This window comes from Kitasatospora sp. NPDC057936 (assembly GCF_042887525.1).
Taxonomy (GTDB): domain Bacteria; phylum Actinomycetota; class Actinomycetes; order Streptomycetales; family Streptomycetaceae; genus Kitasatospora.
In genome coordinates, this window is the sequence record NZ_JBHVPD010000060.1 from 1 (window position 1) to 23,841 (window position 23,841).

The window sequence follows — 23,841 nt, forward strand, 5'->3', positions numbered from 1 at the left end:
GGGCGCGCCGCCGCATGCGGGGCGCCGCGCGGGCCGCCGGGGCCGCCGTGCCGCTCGCCGCCGTCGCCGGCCCCGCGTGGGCGGCGCCGGCCCCGACGGCCCCGACGACCCCGACGGCCGGAGCCCCGGGGCGGCTGACGCTGCCCGAGCCCACCGGGCCGCACCCGGTGGGCCAGGTGCGGCTGCACCTCGTCGACCGGTCGCGCCCGGACGCCATCGCCGGGCCGGGGAAGTTCCGCGAGCTGATGGCCACCGTCTGGTACCCGGCGCGGGACGTCGAGCGGTACCCGGTGGCGCCCTGGATGCCGGCCGGCGCGCTCAAGGCGTTCCTCTCCGACGTCGGGGTCGCCCTCGATCCCGCGCTGGCGCCGCTCACTTCGGGCCACACGGGCGCCCCCGTGCGGCGGTCGGGCCGGCGGCTGCCCGTCGTCGTGTACGCGCACGGCGCGCACAGCCACCAGGGCGACCACACGATCATGGTCCAGGAACTCGCGAGCCACGGGTACGCGGTCATCACGGTCGCCCACGCCTACGACTCGTTCACGGAGTTCCCCGACGGCCGGATCGCCGTCCCCATGGGCGGCCCGAACACGCCCACGGCTCCGGGCGACTTCGCCGCCGACCTGCGCTTCCTCCTCGACTGCGCCGAGCAGCTCGCCGCCGGGTGCAATCCGGACGTCGACGGGCGGGAGCTGCCGAAGGGGCTGCTCGGCTCCCTCGACCCGCAGCGCATGGGCGCGTTCGGCTGGTCGAAGGGCGGCACGGCCACCGCGTGCGCCACCCTCACGGACCGGCGCATCCGGGCCGGGCTGAGCCTCGACGGCCCGATGCAGATGCGCCCGGCGTTGAGCGGCGATCTGGACCGGCCGTTCATGATGATGACCGCCGAGTTCACCCGGGCCACCGATCCCACCGCCGAGCAGTTCTGGGAGCACCTGCGCGGCTGGCGGCTCAACATCCAGGCCCAGGGCGCCCTCCACTCCTCCTACGGCGACAGCCAGGCGCTGTACCCGCAGGTGGCGCAGCTGCTCGGCTGGACCCCGCAGCAGCTCCAGGACGTGATCGGCACCCTCGATCCGGACGAGGCCGTACGGATCCAGCAGGCGTACCCGCTCGCGTTCTTCGACGAGCACCTGCGCCACCGCGGCGGGCACCTGCTCGACGGGCCGTCGCGCGACTTCCCGGCGGTGACGTACCTGCCGTGAGGCGGTGGACGGCGGCGCCCCGGACGGGCGCCGCCGTCCTGCGTGTGGCCGTCCGGTGCATCGCCGTCCGGTGCATGGCCGAAAGCCGTGCCTTGATGGGGTCCTGACACTCGATATGGTTAAATTAAGGTAATTTTACGGGGCCAACCGGGTGAATATCACCGGACCCTCGTGAAGGACTCGTACATGCACCGCCACCGTCCCACCCCTTCCCTCCGCCGGACCGCCGCCTCGGCGCTCGCGCTCACCGTCGCCCTCGGCGTCCTGACCGCGACCCCCGCCGTCGCCGAATCCGCCCCAGCCCCCGCGCCCGCACAGCCCGGCGCCACCCCGTACCTCGACGCCGTCGAGGCGACCCTGCGTCAGGTCTCGCCCGGCCTGGACGGATCCGTCTGGCAGCGCACCGCCGGCAACCGGCTCGACGCCCCGGCCGACGACCCGGGCGCCTGGCTGCTCCAGACCCCCGGCTGCTGGGGCGACCCGTCCTGCACCGACCGGCCCGGCACCCGCCGCCTGCTCGACAAGATGCGCGAGAACATCTCCCGCGCCACCCGCACCGTCGACATATCCACCCTCGCGCCCTTCCCGGACGGCGCCTTCCAGGACGCCATCGCGGCCGGCCTCAAGGCCTCCGTCGCCGCCGGGAACCGGCCGCACGTGCGGGTCCTGGCCGGCGCCGCACCGCTGCTGAACATCGGCGCCCTCCCGTCGAAGTACCGGGACGACCTGGTGGCCAGGCTCGGTGACGCCGCGTCGGCCGTCACGCTCGAAGTCGCCTCGATGACCACATCGAAGACGGCCTTCTCCTGGAACCACTCCAAGCTGCTGGTCGTCGACGGACGGACCGTCATCACCGGTGGCATCAACAACTGGAAGAAGGACTACCTCGACACCGGCCACCCGGTCTCGGACGTCGACCTCGCGCTGAACGGGCCAGCCGCCGCCTCCGCCGGCGCCTACCTGGACACCCTGTGGGACTGGACCTGCCGCAACACCGGCACGTTCTCCGCCGCGTGGTTCGCCTCCACCGGCGGCACCCCGTGCACCCCCGACCTGGAGCAGCGGCTCAACCCGGCCGCCGAGGACGCGCCCGCGACCGGCGGCGTCCCGGTGATCGCCGTCGGCGGCCTCGGCGTCGGCATCCGCGCCTCCGACCCGGCCTCGGCGTACCGGCCCGAGGACCTCCCGAACCCCGCCGACGTGAAGTGCGGCCCGGTCGGCCTGCACGACAACACCAACGGGGACCGCGACTACGAGACCGTCAACCCGGAGGAGAACGCCCTGCGGGCGCTCGTCGGCGCCGCCGGCAGCCACATCGAGATCTCCCAGCAGGACCTCAACGGCACCTGCCCGCCCATGCCCCACTACGACGCCCGCCTCTACGACCTGCTGGCCGCCAAGCTGGCCGACGGCGTCAAGGTGCGCATCGTCGTCAGCGACCCGGCCAACCGCGGCGCGGTCGGCAGCGGAGGCTACTCGCAGATCAAGTCGCTGAACGAGATCAGCGACGTCCTCAAGGCCCGCCTGGCCGCCCGCCTCGGCGACCAGGGACAGGCCCGCACCGCCATGTGCCGCAACCTCCAGCTCGCGAGCTTCCGCGCCACCCCGGCCGCGACCTGGGCCGACGGCCACCCGTACGCCCTGCACCACAAGCTGGTCTCGGTCGACGGCTCGGCGCTCTACATCGGCTCCAAGAACCTCTACCCGGCCTGGCTCCAGGACTTCGGGTACGTCGTCGAGGACCGCGCGGCCGCCGGGCAGTTGGACACGCAGCTCCTGTCGCCGCAGTGGCAGTATTCGCAGGCCACCGCGACGGTCGACTACGCGCGCGGGATCTGCAACGCCTGACACCGGGTCAAGGTGACAGCAGCCGGTGCCCCAGCCCCGTCCGGCTGTGGCGCACGGCCCGGCCGCTGCGGACGGTCGTCACCAGCCCGGCCCGGCGCAGCGCGCGGGCGTGTTCGGAGGCGGAGGCGAGGCTGATGCCGAGCTCCGCGGCGAGCTGGCTGGTGGTGGGCTCGCGGTCGGCCAGGCGCAGGACGGCCGCGCGGGTGCGGCCCAGCAGGGCGGCGATCGGGTCGTCCTGCGGGCCGCCGTCCGGCCCGCTCTCCGGGAGCAGCGGCAGCGGGGTGACGGCCGGGTAGACGAGCAGCGTGCCCAGTGGGTACGGGCCGGCCAGCGGGCCGCCGGTCCACTGCGCTGAGGGCATCAGCACGAGACCGGTGCCGCCCGGCCGGACGTCCACCTCACGCTCGACGGGGATCTCCAGGACGCTGCCGCGCCACCGGCTGCCCGGGTGGAGGCCGGCGAGCATCCCGCGCAGGCCGTGTTCGCGCTGGACGCGGGCGCGCCAGGCGAGATCGGTGTCGAAGCCGGTGCGCAGGCGGGGCCAGACGGCGCCGACGAGGTCCGGGTAGGCGGCGCGCATGGCGCGTTCCAGGTACTGCCAGGCGTCCTGGTCCTGGTCGGCGAGGTGGCGCAGCAGGGTGGTGGCGGGCAGCCCGCCCTTGGTCGTGACGCGGGTCAGCTCGCGGCGCACGAGCGTGCCGGTCGAGCTGCGGACGGTCTCCAGGCCCTGGTCGAGGCCGTCGCTCGGCGGGTCGAGGAAGAGCGGACCGGCGCCGCTGGGCGGCACGAGCTGCCGCAGCGGGGCGACGGCGGCCCGGGCCCGGGGCGTGCTCAGCGAGCGGCGCCATCGGGCGAACCCCGGTCCGCCGTCGTGGCGTTGGAGCATCGCGACGGCGAGGCCGAGTTCCAGGAGCGGCGCCGGTCCGTCGGCGAAGCGGACGCCGAGCAGGTCCTCGGCGGTGAAGTGGATCCGCAGCACCGTGCCCCCTCCGCCGTCGTCGCGGCCTGGTCGGTTTCGGCCTCGGCCGAAAGCATCGCGGGCGACGCGTCCGCCGTTCGACGATAGCCACCGCGCCCCCCGCAGGGGAGGGGGCGCGCACCCCTCTCTCGTCCGTGACACGCCAGGAGGCCCGTCATGTCCCTGCCCGCTTTGTCCCTGCCCGTCATGTTCCTGCGCCGGGCCGCCCGACCGTTGGCCGCCGCCGCGGCGCTGGCCGCCGCACTGCTCACCGTGGCCCCGACCGCTCAGGCCCACACGGGCGGTGACGACGGCTGGCAGCCGTACACGAGCGGCGACGAGGACTTCCCGGCCGGCGCGCTCTGCCCGTTCCACCTGCTCATCGGGGTGCTGGTGGAGGGCGAGGAGACCAAGGTCGCCGCCCGCTACCCCGACGGCTCGCCGGCCGAGGTGCTGTGGCGCGGCCCGCTGGTGCTGCGCTACACCAACGTGGACAGCGGGCGCAGCGTCGACCGCGACCAGAGCGGCAAGGCCACCGAGTACAAGCTGCCCGACCACAGCGTCCTGTGGCTGATCCCGAAGGACTCGCACATCTCCGCCCGCGTCCGCGCCGGGAACCCGTACCACGCCCCCGGCGACTTCCTGTTCAGCGGCGGCGTGACGCTGCTGGTCCACCCGGACGGGCAGCCGCAGGTGCTGGTGCAGCACCGGGTGGAGAACCTCTGCGAGACGCTCGCGTGAGCGGCAAGTGGCCTTTCACAGCAAGCGCTTGATGTCCCCTCGGGCCCGGTAGAAGCCGCCGCCGGCGGACTCGCGGACCTCCGCGACGAGGTAGCGCGCCCCGGCCACCCGGACGTCCTTCGGGAACTGCACGCGCCAGGTCGGGTCGTACCCGGCCGACACGACGCGCACCCGCAGCCGGGCGCCGTCCTGCACGCACTCCACCTCCACGCCGCCGAAGCCCGCGCCCGCCGCGACCGTCTCCAGCGCCCGGCCCGGCAGCACGCGCTCGACGTCGGCGCCGCGCACCTCGGCCGTCCGCGGCAGGGTGCCGGCCTCGGCGGCGCCGATGGCGGCCTCGCTCGCGTCCAGGCAGGCCAGCGAGCCGTCGGTGGTCACCAGGTAGAGCCGGCCGTCGCGGTACTGCATGCTGTAGGCCGATCCGCAGCCGGTGGCGAGCTTCCACAGCCGGGTGCCGTCGGCGGCGAAGCAGTACACCGAGGAGTGGTTGTCGCCGGCGAAGACGTACGCGCCGTCCGGCGAGGCCGCGCAGGAGAACACGGCGGCGTCGCACCGGTAGGCCGCGACCTCGGTGCCGTCCGCCTTGCGCAGCCGGTGCACCCAGCCCCGGGAGGTGCCGGCGAACACGTCGTCGGCCACCTGCCAGCCGAACAGGACGGCGCCCTTGGTGTCGGCGTGCCACAGCTGGTCGCCGCCGCGGGAGGCGTAGCGGGCGACGCCGCGCGAGTGGCCGTGGTAGACGCCGTCGGCGTCGCAGCGCACCATCCAGCCGTCGCGGCCCTCGGCCTTGCGGCGCCACTGGAACTCGTCCTCGTGGTCGACCGTGGTCAGCCCGCCGCGCTCGTCGGCGACGCCGAGCACGCCGTCATGGATGTCCAGCCAGTAGATGTCGACGTCCTCGGCGATCTCGTAGGCGACGCGCGGCACCTTGCCGCCGAGGTCGTAGACCTTGCCGTCGTCGCAGCCCGCGTAGATCCACCAGTCGTCCGCGACGATGCACTTGACGCCGTCGGGCAGGCCGAAGCGGCCCGTCACCTCGCCGTCGTGGGTGAGCGTGTAGACGTCGCCGGCCTCGTTGCCGACCCAGGCGTGCTCCTCGCCGACGAAGATGCCGAAGGCGGGCGAGCCCGAGCGGAAGCGCCACAGCAGCGGCGCCTGGCGGGCGGTGGAACGGCTGCTGACGATCTGCCGCCGGGTGGTGGCGCGCCGCTGGCGCACGCCCTGCACGGCCGGGGCGTAGCCCTTGCGGACCTTCTCCCCCACCTTCTTGGCGGCGGCCGCGGCGGCCTTCTCCGGGCTCGGGTAGCTCGTCGCCTTCACCTGCCCGGCGTCGCCGATCCGCCCGTAGCGCACGGTCACGACGCAGTCGGCGACGCGCACCTCGTAGAACTTGTGCGCGGTGCCGGCGTCCTCCGACAGCTCCATGTACGTGACCTGCTCATCCACGGCGACGGGCACGGCGAACACCCCTTTCGGGCAACGGAGTTGGATTCCGTCGGCGGCCCGGACGCTGCGCCCGCCCGCCGACTCCCCAGAATCTAGGCGCTGCCACTGACAACGGGGCCTGACAGCGGGGCCTGACAACGGGTGGTGAGCCGGGGTCAGGCCCGCGGGGTGAGGCCGTCGAGGAGGGCGCGGACCGTCTCCGTCGCGAACTCCTCCGTCGTCGGCGGGAGCAGCACGCCGGGCGGGGCCTCGTCGGCGTAGAAGACCTCCAGGAACGCCCGGTGGAAGCACGCGCCGATGAGGAGCAGCGCCGCCGCGTGCGGGTCGAGCGCGGCCGGGACGCGGCCGAGGCGCTGTTCGGCGGCCAGGTACTCGGCGAGGTGGACGCCGACCTGGTGCGGGCCGGCGTCGCCGAGCTTGCCGCGGTGGGCGGCGAGCAGTTCGGGGCTGGCGAGCAGGGAGCCGGCCATCGGGAACGACCGGCGGTAGAACGGGACGGCCACCCGGACCAGCGTCTCCAGGTGCTCACGGACGGTGCCCTGCCCGGCCTGGTCCGGCAGCTCGGCGACGGCGTCGGCGAGGCGGGGGGCGCGTTCGCGCAGGACCCGGACGAAGATCTCCTCCTTGTCCCGGAAGTGCTTGTACAGCGCCGCCTCCGAGCAGCCCGCCTCGCGCGCGATCTGCTTCGTCGTGGTGCGGGTGAGACCCACGGTGGCGAGCAGCCGGGCGGCGGCGTCGAGCACCCGGGCCCGGGTGAGCGCCCCTCCGGTCAGGGGCTCGGCGCCCTCGTGCGTGCTCTCCGGCGTTCCCTCGCGCGTCATGGGCCCCAGCGTACCTTGACAGGTGGGTGAGCACTCACCCACCATCGAAGGAGAACGTAAGTGAGCACTCACCCACCCACACTCACCCACCCTCGCGCACCCACCCCTGGGAGGGGTCATGAAACTCACCGTCCTCGGCGCCACCGGAGGCATCGGGCGCCACCTCGTCCGCCTGGCCCTGGCCGACGGGCACCGCGTCACCGCCGCCGTCCGGGACCCGGCGCGCCTCCCCCTGCAGCACGAGCGGCTCACCGTCGTCACCGCGGACGCCCTCGACCCCGCCTCGCTGGAGCCGGTGGTCGAGGGCGCCAACGCCGTGCTCTCCGGCATCGGCCAGGCCGGCCGCACCGACCCACTGAAGCCCGCCTCCACGTCCGCGCGTGCGGCGGTCGCGGCCATGACGGCCACCGGGGTCCGCCGCCTGCTCGTGGTGAGCGCCGGCCCGCTCAACCGCGGCGGCACCGGCCAGCCCCTCCTCGCGTCCAAGGTCTTCACGCCACTGCTGTGGGCGGTGCTCCGCGACCTCTACACCGACCTGGAGACGATGGAGCGCCTGCTGCGCAACACCGACCTCGACTGGACGGCCGTCCGGCCGCCGCGGCTGACCGACGCCCCCGGGCGCGGTCGCACCCGGCGCGACGTCGAATCCGGCCCGGCCGCGACCAGCGTCGCCCGGGAGGACGTCGCCCGCGCGATGATCGACATGGTGGCCGCGCGGGAGACCTTCCGGCACGCCGTCGGGGTCGGCGGCTGACGGACCCGAACCCGCTTGTGACGTACCGCCGGGACGCGGTCGGGTGGTGCCCGTGCCCACCGCCGAACTCACGCCCCGCGGCAGGCTGGTGATCACCGGCTGCGGGACGGACGGCCGCGGGCCCGGGCTCGATGCCGCCGAATGCCGCCGAATGCCGCTGGATGCCGCCGGCCGGACCGCGGTGCCCGGCAGGCGTTCACCACCTGATGCCCGCCGCGACCGGCAGGTGGTCGCTGCCGGTGTCCGGCAGCACCCGGGAGCTCGTCGCCGTCACGCCGCGGACCAGGATCTGGTCGATCCGCACCACCGGGAACGAGGCCGGGTAGCTGAAACCGAAGCCGTCCCCGGCGGTCTCCTGGGCCGAGCGCATCCGGGCGGTGAGGCCGGCGAACGCGCGGTCGTCCAGGCTGCCGTTCAGGTCCCCCAGCAGCAGCGTCCGCTCGCTCGCGTCGGCGGCGACGGCCCGGCCGATCGCCTGCACGCCGATGTCACGCGAGGCCGTCCAGAAGCCCGACGAGGGGAGGACCCGGACGGACCCCAGGTGTGCCACGTACACGGTCAGCGGCCCGCGGTCCGTGGCCACCGTGGTGCGCAGCGCCCGGTTCTCGGCCGCTTTGCCGTCCACCGGCCGGGTGTCCGCCAGCGGCCCGTAGTCCATGACGTCGATCGGCTGGGCGTCGCCCAGCGGCAGCCTGCTCCAGAGGCCGACGGTGCCCCGGACCACGTGGTACGGGTACGCCGCCGCGAGCCCCTTCTCGTACGCGTCCGTGGACTGCGGGGTCAGCTCCACCAGGGCCAGCAGGTCGGCGCCGGAGGCGGCCAGGCGACGTGCGGTGCCGCCCGGGTCGGGGTTGTCGGCGTCCACGTTCTGCTCGGCCACGGTGAGGTCGCCGCCCGGGCGGGACTTGTCGGCGAGCACTCCGCCGAAGAGGGTGAGCCACGCCGTGACCGGCAGCAGCAGCGCCACCACGGCGGCGGCCGATCGGCGCCACAGCGCCGCGACCAGCAGCAGCGGGACGAACAGGCCGAACCACGGCAGGAGGTTCTCCACCAGGCTGCCGAGGTGCCAGACGCCGTTCGGGATCTGCGCGTGCAGCAGCAGGACCAGGCCCAGCAGCAGCGCCAGCGCCGTGAGGACCGGGCCGCGCTTCCACGGCTCCGGCCGGGAGGCGGCGCGGAGCGCCCGGTGCAGCGGCGTGCGCCGTGCGGTCGGCTCCTCCGTTCGCGTGCGCTCACCGGCGGTCGTCGTCACGTCCTGCTTGAGGTTCATTCCGCCAGTCAACGGGCGTCGGCGTTGCCGGGGCGTATGCGATTTCCGATACGCGGACGATATGTGCGGGCTCGTAGCATCGGGGGATGCGCGTGTTGATCGTCGAGGACGAGCTCTACCTGGCCGAGGCCATCAGGGACGGCCTGCGGCTGGAGGCGATCGCGGCCGACATCGCGGGTGACGGCGACACCGCGCTGGAGCTGCTCGGCGTCAACGCCTACGACATCGCCGTCCTCGACCGCGACGTCCCCGGGCCGTCCGGTGACGAGATCGCCAGGCGCATCGTCGCCTCCGGCAGCGGCATGCCGATCCTGATGCTCACCGCGGCCGACCGGCTCGACGACAAGGCCTCCGGGTTCGAACTCGGCGCCGACGACTACCTCACCAAGCCCTTCGAACTCCGGGAGCTCGCCCTCCGGCTCCGGGCCCTGGACCGCAGACGCGGCCACAACCGGCCCCCGGTGCTGGAGCTCGCCGGCCTGCGGGTGGACCCGTTCCGGCGCGAGGTCTACCGGGACGGCCGCTTCGTCGCGCTGACCAGGAAGCAGTTCGCCGTGCTCGAAGTCCTGGTCGCCGCGCAGGGCGGTGCGGTCAGCGCCGAGGAACTGCTGGAACGGGCCTGGGACGAGCACACCGACCCGTTCACGAACGCCGTGCGCATCACCGTCTCCGCCCTGCGCAAGCGCCTCGGCGAGCCGTGGATCATCGCCACCGTGCCGGGCGTCGGCTACCGCATCGACGCCACGGGAAGCACTGGAGCCGACCGTGGTTAGGGCCCCCGGACCGAGCGTCCGCCTGAAACTGGCCCTCAGCTACGCCGGGTTCCTGATGGTCGCCGCCGTCCTGCTGCTCGCCGCGGTCTGGCTCTTCCTGCTGCGGTACGTCCCCGACCGGGCGTTCCTCATCCCCGGCTCCACCGACACCCCGACCAACAACGGGGTGTTCCCCGTCCGGTCGAACCTCCTGCACGTCTTCGCCCCGAGGGCGGCCGTCGTACTGGCGTTCCTGCTGGTGTTCGGCCTGGTCGGCGGCTGGCTCCTGGCCGGCCGGGTGCTCGCCCCGCTGAACCGCGTCACCGAGGCCACCCGGCTGGCCGCGACCGGATCCCTCCGGCACCGGATCCGACTGCCGGGCCGCGCGGACGAGTTCCGGGAACTCGCCGACGCCTTCGACACCATGCTGGCCCGGCTCGAAGCCCACGTCGACGAACAGCGTAGGTTCGCCGCCAACGCCTCGCACGAGCTGCGCACCCCGCTGGCGACCACCAAGGCGCTCCTCGACGTCGCCCGCACCGACCCCGACCCGGACGTCGCCGGGATCGTCGACCGCCTCCACGCCGTCAACACCCGGGCGATCGAGCTCACCGAGGCGCTGCTCCTGCTCAGCCGGGCCGACCAGCGCTCCTTCACCCGGGAGCCCGTCGACCTGTCCCTCCTGGCGGAGGAGGCGGCCGAGACGCTCCTGCCGCTCGCCGAACGGCACGGCATCACCCTGGAAACCTCCGGCACCGTCGCCCCCACGACCGGATCGCCGGCACTGCTGCTACAGCTGACCGTGAACCTCGTGCACAACGCCATCGTCCACAACCTGCCCGAGGGGGGAACGGTACGCATCGACACTCGGACCCGCCCGGGCGTCGTGCTGCTCACCGTCGACAACACCGGCGAGCAGCTCTCCCCGCACCTGGTCGCGACCCTCACCGAGCCGTTCCAGCGCGGCACCGGCCGCGTCCGCACCGACCACGCGGGCGTCGGCCTCGGCCTGGCGATCGTCCACTCCATCACCCGCGCGCACGACGGAACGCTCACCCTCACCCCGCGCCCCGGGGGCGGCCTGCACATCACGGTGGAACTGCCCGCGGCGGCCGCCTGACGGAAACGGCCGGTCGTCATCCAAAGGGATGACACCGCTGATTCGCATAGATGATGGCTCGTCAGAACTTGCATCGGCAGGCGGATTCGGGGGGCCAGGCCCCGAATCTAGTCTCAACGGCATGAACCGATACCGCCGCGCAGCCGCCGTCACCGCCCTCGTCCTCGCTCTTCCGCTCCCGCTGGCCGGGGCCGCCATGGCCTCGCCCGCGCAGCCCGTCGCCACCTCCGCGCCCGCCTCCGCGAGCGCTGCCTTCCACGGTGAACTCCCCCGCCCCACCGGGCCGTTCGCGGCCGGCGAGGAGGTGCTGCACCTGACCGACCCGGACCGCACCGATCCGTGGGTGCCCGCGGCCGGGCCGCGGCAGCTGACGGTGTCGATGTTCTACCCGGCCCGGCCCGGCACCGGGGAGGCCGCCCCGTACATGACCCCCGGCGAGGCGCAGAACTTCCTCGCGACGCGGGTGCCGCCGGGCACCGGTCTGCGGCCGCAGGACCTCGTCGACACCAAGACCTACGCGTACACCGGCGCGAAGGCCGCGGGCGGGAAGCACCCGCTGGTGGTGCTCTCCCCCGGCTTCGAGAACCCCCACGCCACGCTGACCGGCCTGGCGGCCGACCTGGCGAGCCGCGGGTACGTCGTGGCCCTGGTCGGCCACACCTACGAGGACTCCGGCGAGACGCTCGCCGACGGCAGCACCCCGGGGTGCGCGCTGTGCGACAGCGGGGCACCCGACTCGCTCCCCGACAGCCGGGCGAAGGACGTGTCGTTCGTCCTGGACCGGCTCACCGGGCACCACCCGGTCTGGCGCCTCGCGCACCTGATCGACCGCGACCGCATCGGCATGGCCGGGCACTCGATCGGCGGCGCGTCGACGCTGAACGCGATGGCCGCGGACGAGCGGATCCTCGCCGGGGTGAACATGGACGGATCCTTCTTCCCGCCGGTCCCGACCGACAAGCTCGACGGACGCGCGTTCCTCCTGCTCGGCAAGCAGAGCGACCACTCCGCCGGCAGCGGCGACCCGTCGTGGGGGCAGGCCTGGGCGGGCTGGGACGGCTACAAGCCCTGGCTGGCCGTCGCCGGCACCACGCACGCGAGCTTCACGGACGTCCCGGTCCTGGCCGCCGAGGCCGGCCTCCCGCTCCCTCCCGGCACGACCACCTCACCCGAGCGCGGGATGCAGCTGACGCGGGAGTACGTCGGCGCCTTCTTCGACCAGACCCTGAAGGGCCTCCACGAGCCCCTGCTCGACGGCCCGTCGGCGGCGAACCCGGAGGTGTCCTTCCAGCACCCCTGACCGGCACCCCTGACCGGAGGCTGTCTCCGCCCCTCGGCGGAAACAGCCTCCGCTCCGCGCCCCGAGCGTTGCGATCAGGCCAGCGTCGGGCGGACCGCCAGGAAGCGGTCGACCGTGCGCTCCAGGTCCTCCGGCGTGGCGCAGTCCAGGATCGCCCAGCCGATCCGCTCCTGCGAGGAGTGCGGCGGCCCCACCACCGCGCCCGGTTCGGCGTTGACGCCGCCGCGCACCACGCCGGGCCAGGCCAGCCACTCGTGCTCGCCGGCCGACTTCAGCACGCCGGTCCGGTCGGCCGTCACGAAGCAGCTGCCCGCGTGGTGCATGGCGACGTCGGAGGGCGGCTGGAACGTGCCGCCCCGGGCGAGGGTGAGCACGTCGGCGAACAGGTCGGTGCCGGCCACGATCGACGTCGCCTCCATGCAGTGGTCGCCGGGGGCCCGGACCGCGACCTCCATGATCACCAGGTCGGTACCCCTGGTCCGGAACTCGACGAACATGATCCCGGTCCGCATCCGGATCGCGTCCGCCACCGCCTGGCCGAGCGCGTCGGCGGCGCGGCCGAGCTCCGGGTCGGTCCGCTGGTGCCCGGCGAAGTGCGCGAGCTCGACGAAGTCCGGTGCGTTGGTGGTGAGTTTGCGGGTCAGGCTGCCGAAGCAGACCCGGCCGTCGACCGCCAGCCCCTCCCAGTTGTACTCCTGGCCCTCGACGTAGTCCTCCACCAGCAGGGCGCCCTCGGTGTCCCGCCGGGCGACCGCGTCGGCCCACTCCGCCGGGGTCGCGACCCGCTCGACGCCCTCGCTGCCCGCCCGGTCGAGCGCCTTGACCACGACCGGCAGACGGCCGGCCGCCCACTCGGTGGCGGCCGACAGCCGCGGGGTCTTGAGGTGCTCGGGGTTGGCCAGACCGGCGGCCGCGAACCGGAAGCGCTGCTGGCTCTTGTCCCGGGAGATGGCCGCCGCGTCCAGGCCGGGACCGGGCAGGCGGTGCTGTTCCTGGGCCATCGCCGCGGCCAGCACGTGCACCTCGGAGGAGGCCACCACGCCCTCCGGACGCACCCGGCGGACCAGTTCGGCGGTGGGCCGGATCCAGCCGTCGTCCCGTCCGGTCGCCGCCGGGTCGACCTCGGCGGTGGCGGTGATGCAGTCGTACCGCTCGCGCAGTTCGGCGGCCCGCGCGGCGGTCTCCACGAGGGCGATCTCCAGGCCGAGCCGCTCCGCCGCGCGCAGGTAGCCTTCGAGGATCGGGGCGGCCCCGACCAGGACGATGCTCATCGGACACCTTCGGTGAGTGAGGCCGCCAGGGCGCGGCGGTCGGTCTTGCCATTGGGGTTGAGCGGCAGCGCGTCGAGGTGGGTGAAGCCGCGCGGCACCATGTACGGGGGCAGGTCGCCGAGCAGCGAGCGCAGCGCCACCGGATCCTGCTCCCCGCCCGTGTAGCAGGCCTCCAGGCCCAGCTCGTCGTGGGCGTCGGGCAGCGCCAGCACCACCGCGTCGGTGACGCCCGGCAGTGCGCGCAGGGCCGCCTCCACCTCGCCGAGTTCGATGCGGTGGCCGCGGATCTTGACCTGCTGGTCCAGCCGGCCGAGGTGGACCAGGCCGTGGCCGCTCACCGCGACCCGGTCCCCGGTCCGGTAGTAGAGCTCCGGGCCCACCGTCTCCTCCTGGTGGATCACCGCCCGGGTCCCGTCGAAGGAGACGAAGCGCCCGGGGTTGTCGGAGGGCTGGAGGTAGCCGGGAAATCGCTGCGACCCGCGAATGCACAACTCGCCCTCCTGCGCCGGGAGTCCGTCCTCGTCCAGGACCAGGAAGTCCAGGTGGGGGTAGGGCTCGCCGATGGGGACGGTGCCGTTCGCCGGGGACGGCCACTCCTCGGGCCGGGTGGGCAGCCGGTACTCGGTGCAGATCACGGTGGTCTCGGTCGGACCGTACAGGTTCTCCAGCAGGCTGCCGGGCGCGGCCCGGCGCCACAGGTCGATCTGCTGCACGGTCAGCCGCTCGCCGCAGAATCCGCTCCAGCGCAGGCTGGGCATGCTGTCCGGGGCCAGGTCGCGCAGCCGGTGCGCGTAGTTGATGATCGACGGCACCGAGAACCAGTGGGTGATCCGCTGCCGGGCGATGAAGCGGGCGGGGCGCACCAGTTCGCTGCGGGTCGGCACGACCAGGGTCGCGCCGGAGCCCCAGGCCGAGAACATGTCCCACACCGACGGGTCGAAGGTGAGGTCGAAGGTCTGCGACAGCCGGCAGCCGGGGCCCAGTTCGTACCGCGGGATGACGTGGTCCAGCAGCGCCGAGACGTTGCGCTGCAGCACCGGCACCCCCTTGGGCGTGCCGGTCGAGCCGGAGGTGAACAGGATGTAGGCGATGTCGTCCGGCCCGGCCGCCCCCACCGGCGCCTGGTCCGCGGGGTCCGCCGGCGCGTCGGCGAGCACCACCGGCACCGGCAGGCCCGGCGCCGGCGCCTCGCTCAGCACGACGTCCAGCCGGGCCAGTTCGGCGACGGCGGCGAGCCGGTCGGCGGAGAAGCCGGGGTTGAGCGGGACGGCGGTGGCGCCGAGCCGGTGGACCGCCAGGTAGCCGGCGTACGCGGCGACGCTGCGGTTGGCCAGCACGCCGACCCGGCGCGGCGTACGGCCGGCGCACCCGGCCACCAGCCGGACGGCCGCCAGCCGGGCCTGCTCGGCGAGTTCGGCGTAGCCGAGCCGACGGTCGCCGACCTCCAGCGCGCTGAGCTCGGGATGGCGCCGCGCGGTCGCGGTGAACCGCTCGTAGAGCGTGGGCTGGTCGGCCATGTCAGTCCTCCAGGGCGGTGACGTCGGCATGCGTGACATCGGCGTCCGGGACACCGGTGTCGGTGACGTAGGCGTTGTAGTAGACCGGGGTGCCGAGGAAGGAGGAGGTGAACACCCCGCCCACCTGCGAGCCGTGCAGCGCGAGGTGCACGTAGGAGAACAGCGGCACGACCGGCACGTGGTCGCGCATGAGCAGCTCGTCCAGGGCCGCCCACTCGCCGGCGGCCGGTTCGGCGGGCAGCCGGCCGATGCGCTCGATCTCGGCGTCGACCGCCGGATCGGCGAGGTAGCTGGTGTTGTCGTTGCCGCTCGGGCCGATGGTCCGCCCGTCGAAGGCGCCGAGCAGGGTGGAGGCTCCGGGCCAGTCGGCGGCCAGGCACATCATGTAGAGGTCGTACGGGTTGCCGCGGGTCTTCAGGGCGCCGTTGTGCGAGGGCCGGTCGATCTCCACCACTTCGGTGCGGAACCCGGCCCGGTCCAGGCTGTCCGCGAGCGCGCGGCTGCCGGCCAGGAAGTAGTCGCCGTCCCGGCTGAGCAGCCTCAGCTCGGGCGTCCGGCCCGCGAGCAGCTCCGCGGCGGCCGCGGGGTCGCCGTTCGGGCCGCCGGGGTTCGGGTCGGGGTAGTCGCGGTGGCCGATGGTGGCGGCGGGCAGGATGGTGTGCACCGGTTCGCCCTGGGTGTCGCCCACCATGACGGCGCGGACGCCGACGCGGTCCACCGCGCGGGCGACGGCCCGGCGCACGTCGGGGTCGGTGACCCGGGCGGTGTTGATCACCAGGTACCAGATCAGCGGGGTCGGGTCGCGGCGCAGCCGGCCGGCCAGGGACGGGTCGGCGAGCAGCTGCGCACCGACCGCCTGCGGGGCGTTGTTCTCGGCCACCGCCCGGGCGTCGTGGCCCCGTTCGTCCCTGACCCGCAGGTTCTGCTCGCCGCTCCCGACGCCGAGCTCGATCTCGATCCGGTCGGGGTGGTCGTGCCGGACGGGATCGGTGGCCGGGTCCCAGTGCGGGTTGCGCTCCAGGGTGATCCGCTTGTCGGGGACGTGTTCGGCGATCCGGTACGGGCCGCTGGCGACCGGGGCGAGGTCGTAGTCCGCGCCGGTGTCGGCGTCGCGCGGGACGGGCGCGGTGACCGCCTGGGAGGCGGCGAACGGCAGGTCGGGGTGCGGCTCGCGGAAGCGGAACACGAGGGTGTGGGAGTCCGGCGTCTCCAGGCCGGGCACGTCGGCGGGGCCGGCCGCGTACGGGCCCGGGTAGTCGCCGTTCTCGCCGAGCCAGGTGCGCAGGTAGGTCGGGCCGTCGGAGACCTCCGGCGCGAACGAGCGGGCGATCCCGTACGCGACGTCGGCGGCGGTGACCTCGCGGCCGTCCTCGAACCGGACGCCCCGTTTGAGGGTGAACTCCCAGGTGCGGCCGTCGCCGTCGACGTCGCGGCCGGGCGTCTCGGCGAGGTCGCCGACCAGCACCCGGCCGCCGGCGCCGTCCTCGCGGAACATGGTCAGGGTGCGGAAGAGCAGGTGTCCGACGGCCATCGACTGGAGGGTGTAGCTGCGCTGCGGGTCCAGGTGGTCGTAGGCGGCGTCGCGCAGGATGTGCAGGGTGCCGCCGCGGCGGGCGCCGGGCTGGGCGGGGGCCGGGCCCCGGGAGGCGGCCGGGTCGCGGGCGATGGCGTCGGAGGTCATGCGGGTATCTCCAGCGCGGGGGCGGTGGTGTGGAAGGCGCCGCCGGAGAACACCAGCGGCTGCGCGGCGGGCGGGCGGCCGATCGCCTGGACCGCGCCGACGACGATCGCGTGGTCGCCGGCCGGGTGGACGGCGTGGACCGTGCAGTCGAACCAGCCGGCGCCGTCGAGCAGCACCGGGCTGCCGGTGGCCGGCCCCGGCGCCCAGGCGTCGTCGGCGAAGGCGGCCGCGCCGAGCGGCCGCCGGGGGTCGGCGAAGCGGCGCGCGGTGGCCTGCTGCCCGGCGCCGAGCACGGTGACCGCGAAGGCGCCGGTGGCGAGCAGGTGTTCGCGGATCCGGGCCTTGTGGCCGACGCAGACCAGGACGAGCAGCGGGTCGAGCGAGACGGTGGCGAAGGAGTTCGCGGTCATGCCGAACGGCCCGTCGGCCGACCGGGTGGCCACCACGGTCACGCCGGTGGCGAAGCGGCCCGCCACGCTGCGGAACGCGTCCGGGTCCGGCGCGGTCCGGTTCATCCGGCGCTCCGCTGCCGGAGCCGGTCCAGGTGTTCCAGGCCCGCGAGGACGGTCTCGTCCGGGATGCCGAAGTCGATCAGGCAGGCCAGTTCGTCGACGCCGGCGGCCCTGGCCCGCTCCACGACCGCGGACGCCTGCTCGACCGTGCCGAACAGGCCGCTGGAGTCGTAGTAGGTGTCGAAGGAGCGGCGGACCAGGAAGTCCACGTCCGACTCGCGGAGCTTGTCGACGTCGAAGCCCTGGAGCAGGCTGGTCGCGGAGCGGGCGATCAGCCGGAAGGAGCTCTTCAGGTACTGCGTGAACGGCTCGCGGACGGTCTCGCGGACCTGCTCCGGGTCCTCGCCGAGGAAGCTGTGCAGCATCAGCACGACGTGTCCGGGCCGGCCGTCGTGGCCGGGCCGGGCGGCCAGCGCCTTGCGATAGACGGCGATCTTCTCGGCGAGCTGGTCGAAGTCCTGGCCCAGCAGGTGGGTCAGGACGCCCGCACCGGCCCGCCCGGCGGCCTCGAAGGTCTGCGGCCCGCCGGCGCTGGTGACCCAGACCGGCAGTTCGGGCTGGACCGGCCGCGGGAAGGCCCGCACCTCGGCCGGGTTCCCGGCGCCGTCCACCACCGGCAGCGGCTCGCCGCGCCACAGCGCCCGCAGGGCGTCGACGGTGTCCAGCACGGCCTGCTTGCGCTCCGGGTAGCCCTCGGGCCGCAGCGCGAAGTCCACCGCGTTCCAGCCGGAGGCCAGGGAGATGCCGGCCCGGCCGTTCGACAGGTTGTCGACCACCGCCCATTCCTCGGCGATCCGCAGCGGGTGGTGCAGCGGGGCGACGACGCTGCCGGCCCGGACGCCGATCCGCTCGGTCACCGCGGCGACGGCGGCGCCGGTCACCGAGGGGTTCGGGTAGGGCGCGCCGAACGGGTGGAAGTGCCGCTCCGGGGTCCACACGGCCGCGAAGCCGTGGGTGTCGGCGAACCGGGCCCCGTCCAGCAGGAGGCGGTACCTCCCGCGGGACGGGTCGTCCGAGCCGTCGGCGAAGTAGAAGAGACTGAAGTCCATGGGGCTTCCTCGGGGTTGTGCGAACGGCTAGCGGACGGCGAGCGGTCGGAGGTCCGTCCACACCTCGGCCACGTGCGCCAGGCACGCGGCCCGGTCGCCCCGGAAGCCGGTCTCGCGCCAGCCCGCCGGGACGGGGACGAGGACGGGCCAGACCGAGTACTGCTCCTGGTCGTTGACGACGACGGTGTGCACCGGCTGGTACTCCTGCACGGCAATGCCTTTCGGTTGGAACTCAGTGGGAACGGAGTTCGTCGGAGATCGGGTCGGGCAGGCGGTGTTTGATCCGCACCAGCGAGGAGGTGCCGAGCGGGATCAGAGCCAGGCAGAACCCGAGGGTGGTGATCAGGACGGTGGTGCGCAGGCCGAGGAGCGAGCCGAGCCCGCCGCCGACCAGCGCGCCCACCGGGGCGATGCCCATGGCCACGAACCGGTTGGTGGCCGCCACCCGGCCCTGCAGCGAGTCCGGCGTGATGGACTGGCGGATCGTCACCATGGTCACGTTGTTGGCCACGCCGAACGAGGCGAAGACGAAGTTGACGGCCATCAGCGCGCCGGTCTCCACCGGTCCGCTGCCGCGCACCAGGGCGATCAGCGGCATGACGAGGTTGGCCACGCACGCGGTGAGCAGCATGGTCCGGCCGTAGCCGAGCTTCTTCGGCAGCCGGCCGGCGAACACCGCGCCCACCAGGAAGCCGGGGCCGAGCGCCGCCATCACGAGGCCGATCTCGCCCGCGCTCAGCCCCAGGGTGTGCGGCATGTACTGGACGAAGACCACCTCGAAGGCGGTGAAGGACAGGTTGAAGGTGGAGGCCATCAGCGTCATGGTGCGCAGCGGCTCGTTGCGGAACACCAGGCGCAGCCCCTCCCGCACCTGGCGCAGGGTGCCGGCGGCCCCGCCGTCGCCGGTCGGCTCGGCGGGCTGCTCCCGGTGCCGGATCAGCCAGATGTTCAGGACCGACAGCAGGTAGGAGACGGACGCGGCGGCCACCGCGAGCGGTGCGCTCAGCCACTGCACCAGCACGCCGCCGATCGCCGGGCCGCCGATGGTCGCGGCCGACTGGCTGCTGCCCAGCGCCGAGTTGCCGGCCGCCAGGTCCTCGCGGTCGACCAGCCGGGGCAGGTAGGCCTGCGCGGCCACGTCGAACAGGACGGTGCAGCAGCCGGCCAGGAAGCCGAGCACGTACAGCCAGCCGATGCCGAGCCGGTGCATCGCGTACAGCACCGGGACCAGGCCGAGGATCAGGGCCCGGCCCAGGTCGGCGGCGGCCATCAGGTTGCGCCGGCGGACCCGGTCGACCAGCACGCCGGCGAACAGCGAGACCAGCAGGTAGGGCAGTCTGACCGTGGTGGACAGCAGGCCGACCTGCTGGGAGCTCGCGGCCAGCGCGAGCACGGCCGTCAGCGGCAGCGCGAACTCGCTGATCTGGGCGGCGAACAGGGAGGCCGACTGGCCGATCCACAGTTTGGTGAAGTCGGCGTTGCGCCACAGGCTGGGGCGGGGTGCGGCCTCCTCCTCCCCGGAACCGGGTGCGGCCTCGGCGGCGGCGGTCGACATGGTGGGGCTCCTCAGGGTGCGGTGGTGGGTTCGGCGCCCCGGCCGGCCGGACGGGCGCGGACCGGCCGTGCGGCCGGCCGGGGGGCGGGTCAGACGGAGACGTCTCCGGCGGGCTCGCCGGCGAGCGCGGCCTCGATGCGGGCGGCCAGCTTGGGCACGTTGGGCCGCTCCAGCATCGAGAAGTGGTTGCCGGGCGACACGTCGATCAGCAGCCGGCCGTCGACCCGGCGGGTCCAGCCGAAGTCCCAGCCGCTGAACATCTCGTGCTCGGCGCGGATCAGCAGCATGTCGCCGCGGAACGGCTCGCGCGGGGTGTCCCGGTAGCGGATGAGCGCGCGGGCGTGGCGCTGGTACAGCCGGACCAGCCGGCGCAGGTCCTCGACGCTGGCCGCGTCCTCGCGCTCGTCGGCGGTGCCCTTGGTCAGCTTGAGCACGAAGCGCAGCCGGGCCTCCGGGTCCAGCGCCTCCAGCTCGGCTTCGGTGGTGGGCAGTTTGTGGGCGAAGGCACCCATGATGGCGGCCGACTCGGAGACGGTGTAGCGCGGCGGCACCGGGTCGTCGATGCTGGCGCTGACCACCACGAGGGCGGCCACCTCCTGCCCGGCCCGCTGGAGCTGACGGGCCATCTCGTAGGAGACCATGCCGCCCATGCACCAGCCGCCGAGGTGGTACGGCCCCTCGGGCTGGACGGCCCGCAGGTGCTCCAGGTAGAGCGCGGCGATCTCCTCGACGGTGTCCGGGCGCGGCACGTCCGGACCGGCGTACTCCGGGGCCTGCACTCCGTGGAAGGGCTGCGCCTCGTCGAGCTCGTCGACCAGGTCCGCGTAGCTGAACACGGCGCCGCCCAGCGGGTGGACGAAGAACAGCGGCGGCCGGCCGCCGGTGGAGCGGAACGGCACCACCACGCCGCGGTCGGCGGCGAGTTCGCCGTCCACGATCCGGGCGAGCTTCTCCACGGTGCCGCCCTCGAAGAGCGCCGCGACCGGCACGTCGACGTCGGTGATGTCCGGCAGTCGCATCACCACGCGCAGCGCGGAGATCGAGTTGCCGCCCAGGTCGAGGAAGTTGTCGGTGACGCCGACCTTCTCGATCCCGAGCACGTCGGCCCAGATCGCGGCCAGCGCGCGCTCGGTGTCGGTGCGCGGTTCGACGAACTCCCCGGCGGTGGTCTCCTCGCGGCCCGGGGCGGGGAGCCGGTTGCGGTCCACCTTGCCGTTCGGGGTGAGCGGGAAGGCGTCGAGCACCACGAAGGCGCTCGGCACCATGTACTCGGGCAGCGCGGCGGCGACCGCGGCGCGCAGGTCGGCCGTGGCCGGGGCGGCGCCGTCCGCCGCGGTGAGGTAGGCCACGAGCCGCGGGTCGCCCGCGCGGTCCTCGCGGGCGGCCACCACGACCCGGCCGACGCCGGGCTGCCGGGCCAGCACCGTCTCGATCTCGCCCAGCTCGATCCGGAAGCCGCGCAGCTTGACCTGGTGGTCCGAGCGGCCGAGGAACTCCAGTTCGCCGGAGGGCAGTCGACGCACCACGTCGCCGGTGCGGTACATCCGGGCGCCGTCGCCCGCGAACGGGTCCGGCAGGAAGCGGTCGGCGGTCAGGTCCGGCCGGCCGAGGTAGCCGCGGGCCAGGCCGTCGCCGCCGAGGTGGAGGTCGCCCGGCACGCCGTCCGGGACGAGGCCGAGGTGCTCGTCCAGCACGTGCACCCGGGTGTTGGCGATCGGGCGGCCGAGTCCGACCGGCCGGTCCGGGGCCACGCGCTGCAGGCAGGACCAGATGGTGGTCTCGGTCGGGCCGTAGGCGTTCCAGACCACCGGGAAGCGGGCGGTCAGTTCACCGGCCAGGTCGGCGGGCAGGGCCTCGCCGCCGGAGATCACCCGCAGCCCCTCGTCCGGCCGCAGCCCGGCCTCGACCAGGAGGCGCCAGCTGGAGGGGGTGGCCTGCATCAGGGTCGGGCGGGTGCGCTCCAGGTGCTCGCGCAGCCGGGGCCCGTCCACCGCGATGTCCGGGGCGAGGACGAGCTCGGCGCCGGCCAGCAGCGGCAGGTACACCTCCAGGCCCGCGATGTCGAAGGAGAGGGAGGTGACCGCCAGCAGCCGGTCCTGCTCGGTGATCGCGAGGTCCCGCTCGAAGGACTGCAGCAGGTTGAGCAGCGCGCCGTGCGGGATCTGCACGCCCTTGGGCCGGCCGGTGGAGCCGGAGGTGTAGATGACGTACGCGAGGCGGTCCGCGGTGGCCAGCGGCGGCGGGCACTCGGCCGGGTAGCCGTCCCCGGCGGCGGCGTCCACGGCCACCACCCGGGCCCCGGCCGGGTCCAGCGCGTCCTCCAGCCCGGGGTCGCAGAGCAGCACGGCCGCACCGGCGTCGTCGAGCATGTACTCCAGGCGGTCCTGCGGGTAGTTCGGGTCCAGCGGCACGTACGCGCCGCCGGCCTTGAGCACGGCGAGCAGGCTGACGACGAGTTCGGCCGACCGGGCCTGGTGGACGCCGACCAGCACGTCCGGGCCGACGCCGAGTTCGCGCAGCCGCCAGGCGAGCCGGTTGGCGCGGGCCTCCAGTTCGGCGTAGGACAGCTCGGCCCGGTCGGTGCGCAGCGCCACCGCGTCGGCGCGGCGGGCGGCGGTGGCGGACAGCAGCTCCGGCAGGGTGTGTACGGAGCGCTCGGCCGCGGTGTCGTTCAGGGCGCGGACCAGCCGGTCGGTCTGTTCCGGGCCGAGCAGCGCGGCGGACTGGGCCGGGGCGTCCGGGTCCGCCACCAGCGCGGCCAGCGCGGCCGCGTAGTAGCCGCCGATTTCGGCGATCCGGCGCCCGGAGAACTGCGCCTCGTCGAAGTTGATCCGCAGCCGGACCTCCTCGGTGACCGGGTCGGTGCCGAAGTTCGCGGTGAACGGGAAGTTCGTCTGCTCGAAGAACTCGCTCCCGGCGATCTCGATCCGGGTGAGGGCGAGGTCGTAGCCGCGGAAGTTGCGGTGGTCGACGACGGTCTCGAACAGCTCGGGCCGTTCCAGGTCCCGCAGCAGCTGGGCCATCGGGTAGCGGCGGTGCGCGAGCGACTCGCTCTCCTGGCGGTGGATCTGCCGGGCCAGGTCGAGCCAGCTCACGCCGGCCGTCTCGGCGACCAGCGGCAGGGTGTTGAGGAACAGGCCCACCACCTGGTCCCCGTCGGCGGTCTCGGGGCGGCCGTTGCTGACCCGGCCGGTCACCACCCGGGTCCGGCCGGACAGCAGCGCCAGCACGCGGGCGTGCGCGGCGAACATGACCGCCTTGACCGGCACCCTGGCCCGGGCCGCGACCGCGCGCAGCCCGTCCGTGAGCCCGTCCGGCAACGGCACCTCGTGCACCCGGGCCGACCGGCCGGCGGCCAGGCCCGGCTCGTCGAAGCGGGGCAGGCCGGTGAACTCGGTGCCGGCCAGGGTCCGCGTCCAGTGGTCGCGGGCGACGGGGTCGGCCAGCGCCTCCTGTTCGAGCAGGACGAAGTCCCGGAAACGGGTGACCGGCGCGGCCGGGGCGGCAACGTCACCGGCACCGGCACCGGCACCGGCGAGCCTGGCGTCGTACCCGGTCAGCAGCTGCGAGATGACCAGCGACAGGCTCCAGCCGTCCAGGATCGCGTGGTGGAAGCTCAGGTTGAGCCGGAAGTCCCGGTCGGCGAACAGCTGGACGTGCAGCCGCAGCAGCGGGGCGGCGGCCAGGTCGAAGGGCGTGGCCTTCTCCTGCGCGGTCCACTCCGCGACCCGGCGCCGCTGCTCCTCCTCGGCGAGGCCGCGCAGGTCCTCGACGGTGAGGGGGGTCGGCACGGCGGAGTGCACCAACTGCATCGGCTGGCTGAAGTTCGCCAGGTCGATGGCGCTGCGCAGGACGTCGGAGCGCTCGATCACTCCGGCCAGCACCTCGCGCAGGGCGTCCTCGTCGAACGGGCCGGTCAGGCGGATCGCGGAGATGTCGTGGTAGGTGGGACTGTCCCGGTCCCGCATGCTGTGGTACAGCATTCCGGACTGGAGCCTGGTCAGCGGGTAGGCGTCGACGATCTCGCCGGGGTTCGGCATG

At 74.2% G+C, this 23,841-nt stretch carries 19 protein-coding genes; 7 read left to right on the forward strand and 12 right to left on the reverse strand.

The genetic code is table 11. The features are described 5' to 3' along the window. Nucleotides 1-1,205, forward strand: a 1,205-nt coding sequence (locus ACFVU9_RS27625; RefSeq protein WP_387597848.1) for an alpha/beta hydrolase family protein, incomplete at its 5' end; no start/stop codon positions are given. Between the two features lie 186 nt (nucleotides 1,206-1,391). Continuing rightward, a complete protein-coding gene (locus ACFVU9_RS27630; RefSeq protein ID WP_387597851.1) occupies nucleotides 1,392-3,053 on the forward strand; it encodes a phospholipase in 1,662 nt (553 codons plus the stop codon). A gap of 7 nt (nucleotides 3,054-3,060) precedes the next feature. Here ACFVU9_RS27630 and ACFVU9_RS27635 read toward each other — a convergent pair whose 3' ends face one another. Further along, entirely contained in the window at nucleotides 3,061-4,032 is a 972-nt protein-coding gene (locus ACFVU9_RS27635) for an ArsR/SmtB family transcription factor (RefSeq protein WP_380508003.1), read from the reverse strand. Nucleotides 4,033-4,188: 156 nt separating this feature from the next. Here ACFVU9_RS27635 and ACFVU9_RS27640 point away from each other — a divergent pair, with 156 nt between their 5' ends. Next, entirely contained in the window at nucleotides 4,189-4,752 is a 564-nt protein-coding gene (locus ACFVU9_RS27640) for a hypothetical protein (protein ID WP_387597854.1), read from the forward strand. Nucleotides 4,753-4,767: 15 nt separating this feature from the next. Here the strand turns inward: ACFVU9_RS27640 and ACFVU9_RS27645 are convergent, their stop codons facing one another. Beyond that, complete coding sequence (locus tag ACFVU9_RS27645) at nucleotides 4,768-6,210, reverse strand: WGR domain-containing protein (RefSeq protein ID WP_387597857.1); 1,443 nt, start codon at nucleotides 6,208-6,210, stop codon at nucleotides 4,768-4,770. Between the two features lie 143 nt (nucleotides 6,211-6,353). Continuing rightward, the gene (locus ACFVU9_RS27650; RefSeq protein ID WP_380441448.1) at nucleotides 6,354-7,019 is read right to left on the reverse strand and encodes a TetR/AcrR family transcriptional regulator; all 666 of its coding nucleotides are present in this window, start codon (nucleotides 7,017-7,019) and stop codon (nucleotides 6,354-6,356) included. A 118-nt stretch (nucleotides 7,020-7,137) separates the two neighbouring features. On the opposite strand from ACFVU9_RS27650, the gene ACFVU9_RS27655 reads away from it, so the two are divergent. Further along, nucleotides 7,138-7,773 carry an NAD(P)-dependent oxidoreductase gene (locus ACFVU9_RS27655; protein WP_387597860.1) on the forward strand — a complete coding sequence of 212 codons (636 nt, stop codon included), beginning with the start codon at nucleotides 7,138-7,140 and terminating at the stop codon, nucleotides 7,771-7,773. Nucleotides 7,774-7,969: 196 nt separating this feature from the next. Here the strand turns inward: ACFVU9_RS27655 and ACFVU9_RS27660 are convergent, their stop codons facing one another. Beyond that, nucleotides 7,970-9,043 carry an endonuclease/exonuclease/phosphatase family protein gene (locus tag ACFVU9_RS27660; RefSeq protein ID WP_380507997.1) on the reverse strand — a complete coding sequence of 358 codons (1,074 nt, stop codon included), beginning with the start codon at nucleotides 9,041-9,043 and terminating at the stop codon, nucleotides 7,970-7,972. Nucleotides 9,044-9,129: 86 nt separating this feature from the next. Between ACFVU9_RS27660 and ACFVU9_RS27665 the strand changes: the two genes are divergently transcribed. From ACFVU9_RS27665 to ACFVU9_RS27675, 3 genes are all read left to right on the forward strand, one after another. Further along, on the forward strand, nucleotides 9,130-9,816 hold the full coding sequence (locus ACFVU9_RS27665; RefSeq protein ID WP_380507994.1) for a response regulator transcription factor: 687 nt from the start codon (nucleotides 9,130-9,132) through the stop codon (nucleotides 9,814-9,816). Then, nucleotides 9,809-10,915: a sensor histidine kinase gene (locus ACFVU9_RS27670; protein WP_387597864.1), complete on the forward strand. Its 1,107-nt coding sequence runs from the start codon at nucleotides 9,809-9,811 to the stop codon at nucleotides 10,913-10,915. The genes ACFVU9_RS27665 and ACFVU9_RS27670 overlap by 8 nt, the downstream gene beginning before the upstream one ends. A 121-nt stretch (nucleotides 10,916-11,036) precedes the next feature. Beyond that, a complete protein-coding gene (locus tag ACFVU9_RS27675; protein WP_387597867.1) occupies nucleotides 11,037-12,215 on the forward strand; it encodes an alpha/beta hydrolase family protein in 1,179 nt (392 codons plus the stop codon). Between the two features lie 74 nt (nucleotides 12,216-12,289). Here ACFVU9_RS27675 and ACFVU9_RS27680 read toward each other — a convergent pair whose 3' ends face one another. The 8 genes from ACFVU9_RS27680 to ACFVU9_RS27715 all read right to left on the reverse strand — a co-directional run bounded on the left by ACFVU9_RS27680 (nucleotide 12,290) and on the right by ACFVU9_RS27715 (nucleotide 23,840). Continuing rightward, nucleotides 12,290-13,486, reverse strand: coding sequence for an ATP-grasp domain-containing protein (locus tag ACFVU9_RS27680; protein ID WP_380441461.1), 1,197 nt, complete (start codon nucleotides 13,484-13,486; stop codon nucleotides 12,290-12,292). Next, entirely contained in the window at nucleotides 13,483-15,003 is a 1,521-nt protein-coding gene (locus ACFVU9_RS27685) for an AMP-binding protein (protein WP_380507983.1), read from the reverse strand. Before ACFVU9_RS27685 ends, ACFVU9_RS27680 begins: the two co-directional genes overlap by 4 nt. A 1-nt stretch (nucleotide 15,004) precedes the next feature. Continuing rightward, nucleotides 15,005-16,684, reverse strand: a complete 1,680-nt coding sequence (locus ACFVU9_RS27690; RefSeq protein ID WP_387597870.1) for an ABC transporter substrate-binding protein — start codon at nucleotides 16,682-16,684, stop codon at nucleotides 15,005-15,007. Continuing rightward, nucleotides 16,681-17,199, reverse strand: coding sequence for a flavin reductase family protein (locus tag ACFVU9_RS27695; protein WP_380441467.1), 519 nt, complete (start codon nucleotides 17,197-17,199; stop codon nucleotides 16,681-16,683). The genes ACFVU9_RS27690 and ACFVU9_RS27695 overlap by 4 nt, the downstream gene beginning before the upstream one ends. Then, entirely contained in the window at nucleotides 17,196-18,245 is a 1,050-nt protein-coding gene (locus ACFVU9_RS27700) for an LLM class flavin-dependent oxidoreductase (protein WP_380441468.1), read from the reverse strand. Before ACFVU9_RS27700 ends, ACFVU9_RS27695 begins: the two co-directional genes overlap by 4 nt. A gap of 27 nt (nucleotides 18,246-18,272) precedes the next feature. Further along, nucleotides 18,273-18,455: an MbtH family protein gene (locus ACFVU9_RS27705; RefSeq protein ID WP_380441470.1), complete on the reverse strand. Its 183-nt coding sequence runs from the start codon at nucleotides 18,453-18,455 to the stop codon at nucleotides 18,273-18,275. A gap of 22 nt (nucleotides 18,456-18,477) precedes the next feature. Further along, on the reverse strand, nucleotides 18,478-19,800 hold the full coding sequence (locus ACFVU9_RS27710) for an MFS transporter (protein ID WP_380441472.1): 1,323 nt from the start codon (nucleotides 19,798-19,800) through the stop codon (nucleotides 18,478-18,480). Between the two features lie 89 nt (nucleotides 19,801-19,889). After that, nucleotides 19,890-23,840 (reverse strand): amino acid adenylation domain-containing protein, encoded by a 3,951-nt coding sequence (locus tag ACFVU9_RS27715; RefSeq protein ID WP_387597875.1) that lies wholly within the window; start codon nucleotides 23,838-23,840, stop codon nucleotides 19,890-19,892. Between the last annotated feature and the right edge of the window lies 1 nt (nucleotide 23,841).

Coding starts and splice junctions, on each gene's coding strand:
- ACFVU9_RS27630 (WP_387597851.1), top strand. CDS start 1,392: ATGCACCGCCACCGTCCCACCCCTTCCCTCCGCCGGACCGCCGCCTCG.
- ACFVU9_RS27640 (WP_387597854.1), top strand. CDS start 4,189: ATGTCCCTGCCCGCTTTGTCCCTGCCCGTCATGTTCCTGCGCCGGGCC.
- ACFVU9_RS27650 (WP_380441448.1), bottom strand. CDS start 7,019: ATGACGCGCGAGGGAACGCCGGAGAGCACGCACGAGGGCGCCGAGCCC.
- ACFVU9_RS27655 (WP_387597860.1), top strand. CDS start 7,138: ATGAAACTCACCGTCCTCGGCGCCACCGGAGGCATCGGGCGCCACCTC.
- ACFVU9_RS27660 (WP_380507997.1), bottom strand. CDS start 9,043: ATGAACCTCAAGCAGGACGTGACGACGACCGCCGGTGAGCGCACGCGA.
- ACFVU9_RS27665 (WP_380507994.1), top strand. CDS start 9,130: ATGCGCGTGTTGATCGTCGAGGACGAGCTCTACCTGGCCGAGGCCATC.
- ACFVU9_RS27675 (WP_387597867.1), top strand. CDS start 11,037: ATGAACCGATACCGCCGCGCAGCCGCCGTCACCGCCCTCGTCCTCGCT.
- ACFVU9_RS27680 (WP_380441461.1), bottom strand. CDS start 13,486: ATGAGCATCGTCCTGGTCGGGGCCGCCCCGATCCTCGAAGGCTACCTG.
- ACFVU9_RS27685 (WP_380507983.1), bottom strand. CDS start 15,003: ATGGCCGACCAGCCCACGCTCTACGAGCGGTTCACCGCGACCGCGCGG.
- ACFVU9_RS27690 (WP_387597870.1), bottom strand. CDS start 16,684: ATGACCTCCGACGCCATCGCCCGCGACCCGGCCGCCTCCCGGGGCCCG.
- ACFVU9_RS27695 (WP_380441467.1), bottom strand. CDS start 17,199: ATGAACCGGACCGCGCCGGACCCGGACGCGTTCCGCAGCGTGGCGGGC.
- ACFVU9_RS27700 (WP_380441468.1), bottom strand. CDS start 18,245: ATGGACTTCAGTCTCTTCTACTTCGCCGACGGCTCGGACGACCCGTCC.
- ACFVU9_RS27710 (WP_380441472.1), bottom strand. CDS start 19,800: ATGTCGACCGCCGCCGCCGAGGCCGCACCCGGTTCCGGGGAGGAGGAG.
- ACFVU9_RS27715 (WP_387597875.1), bottom strand. CDS start 23,840: ATGCCGAACCCCGGCGAGATCGTCGACGCCTACCCGCTGACCAGGCTC.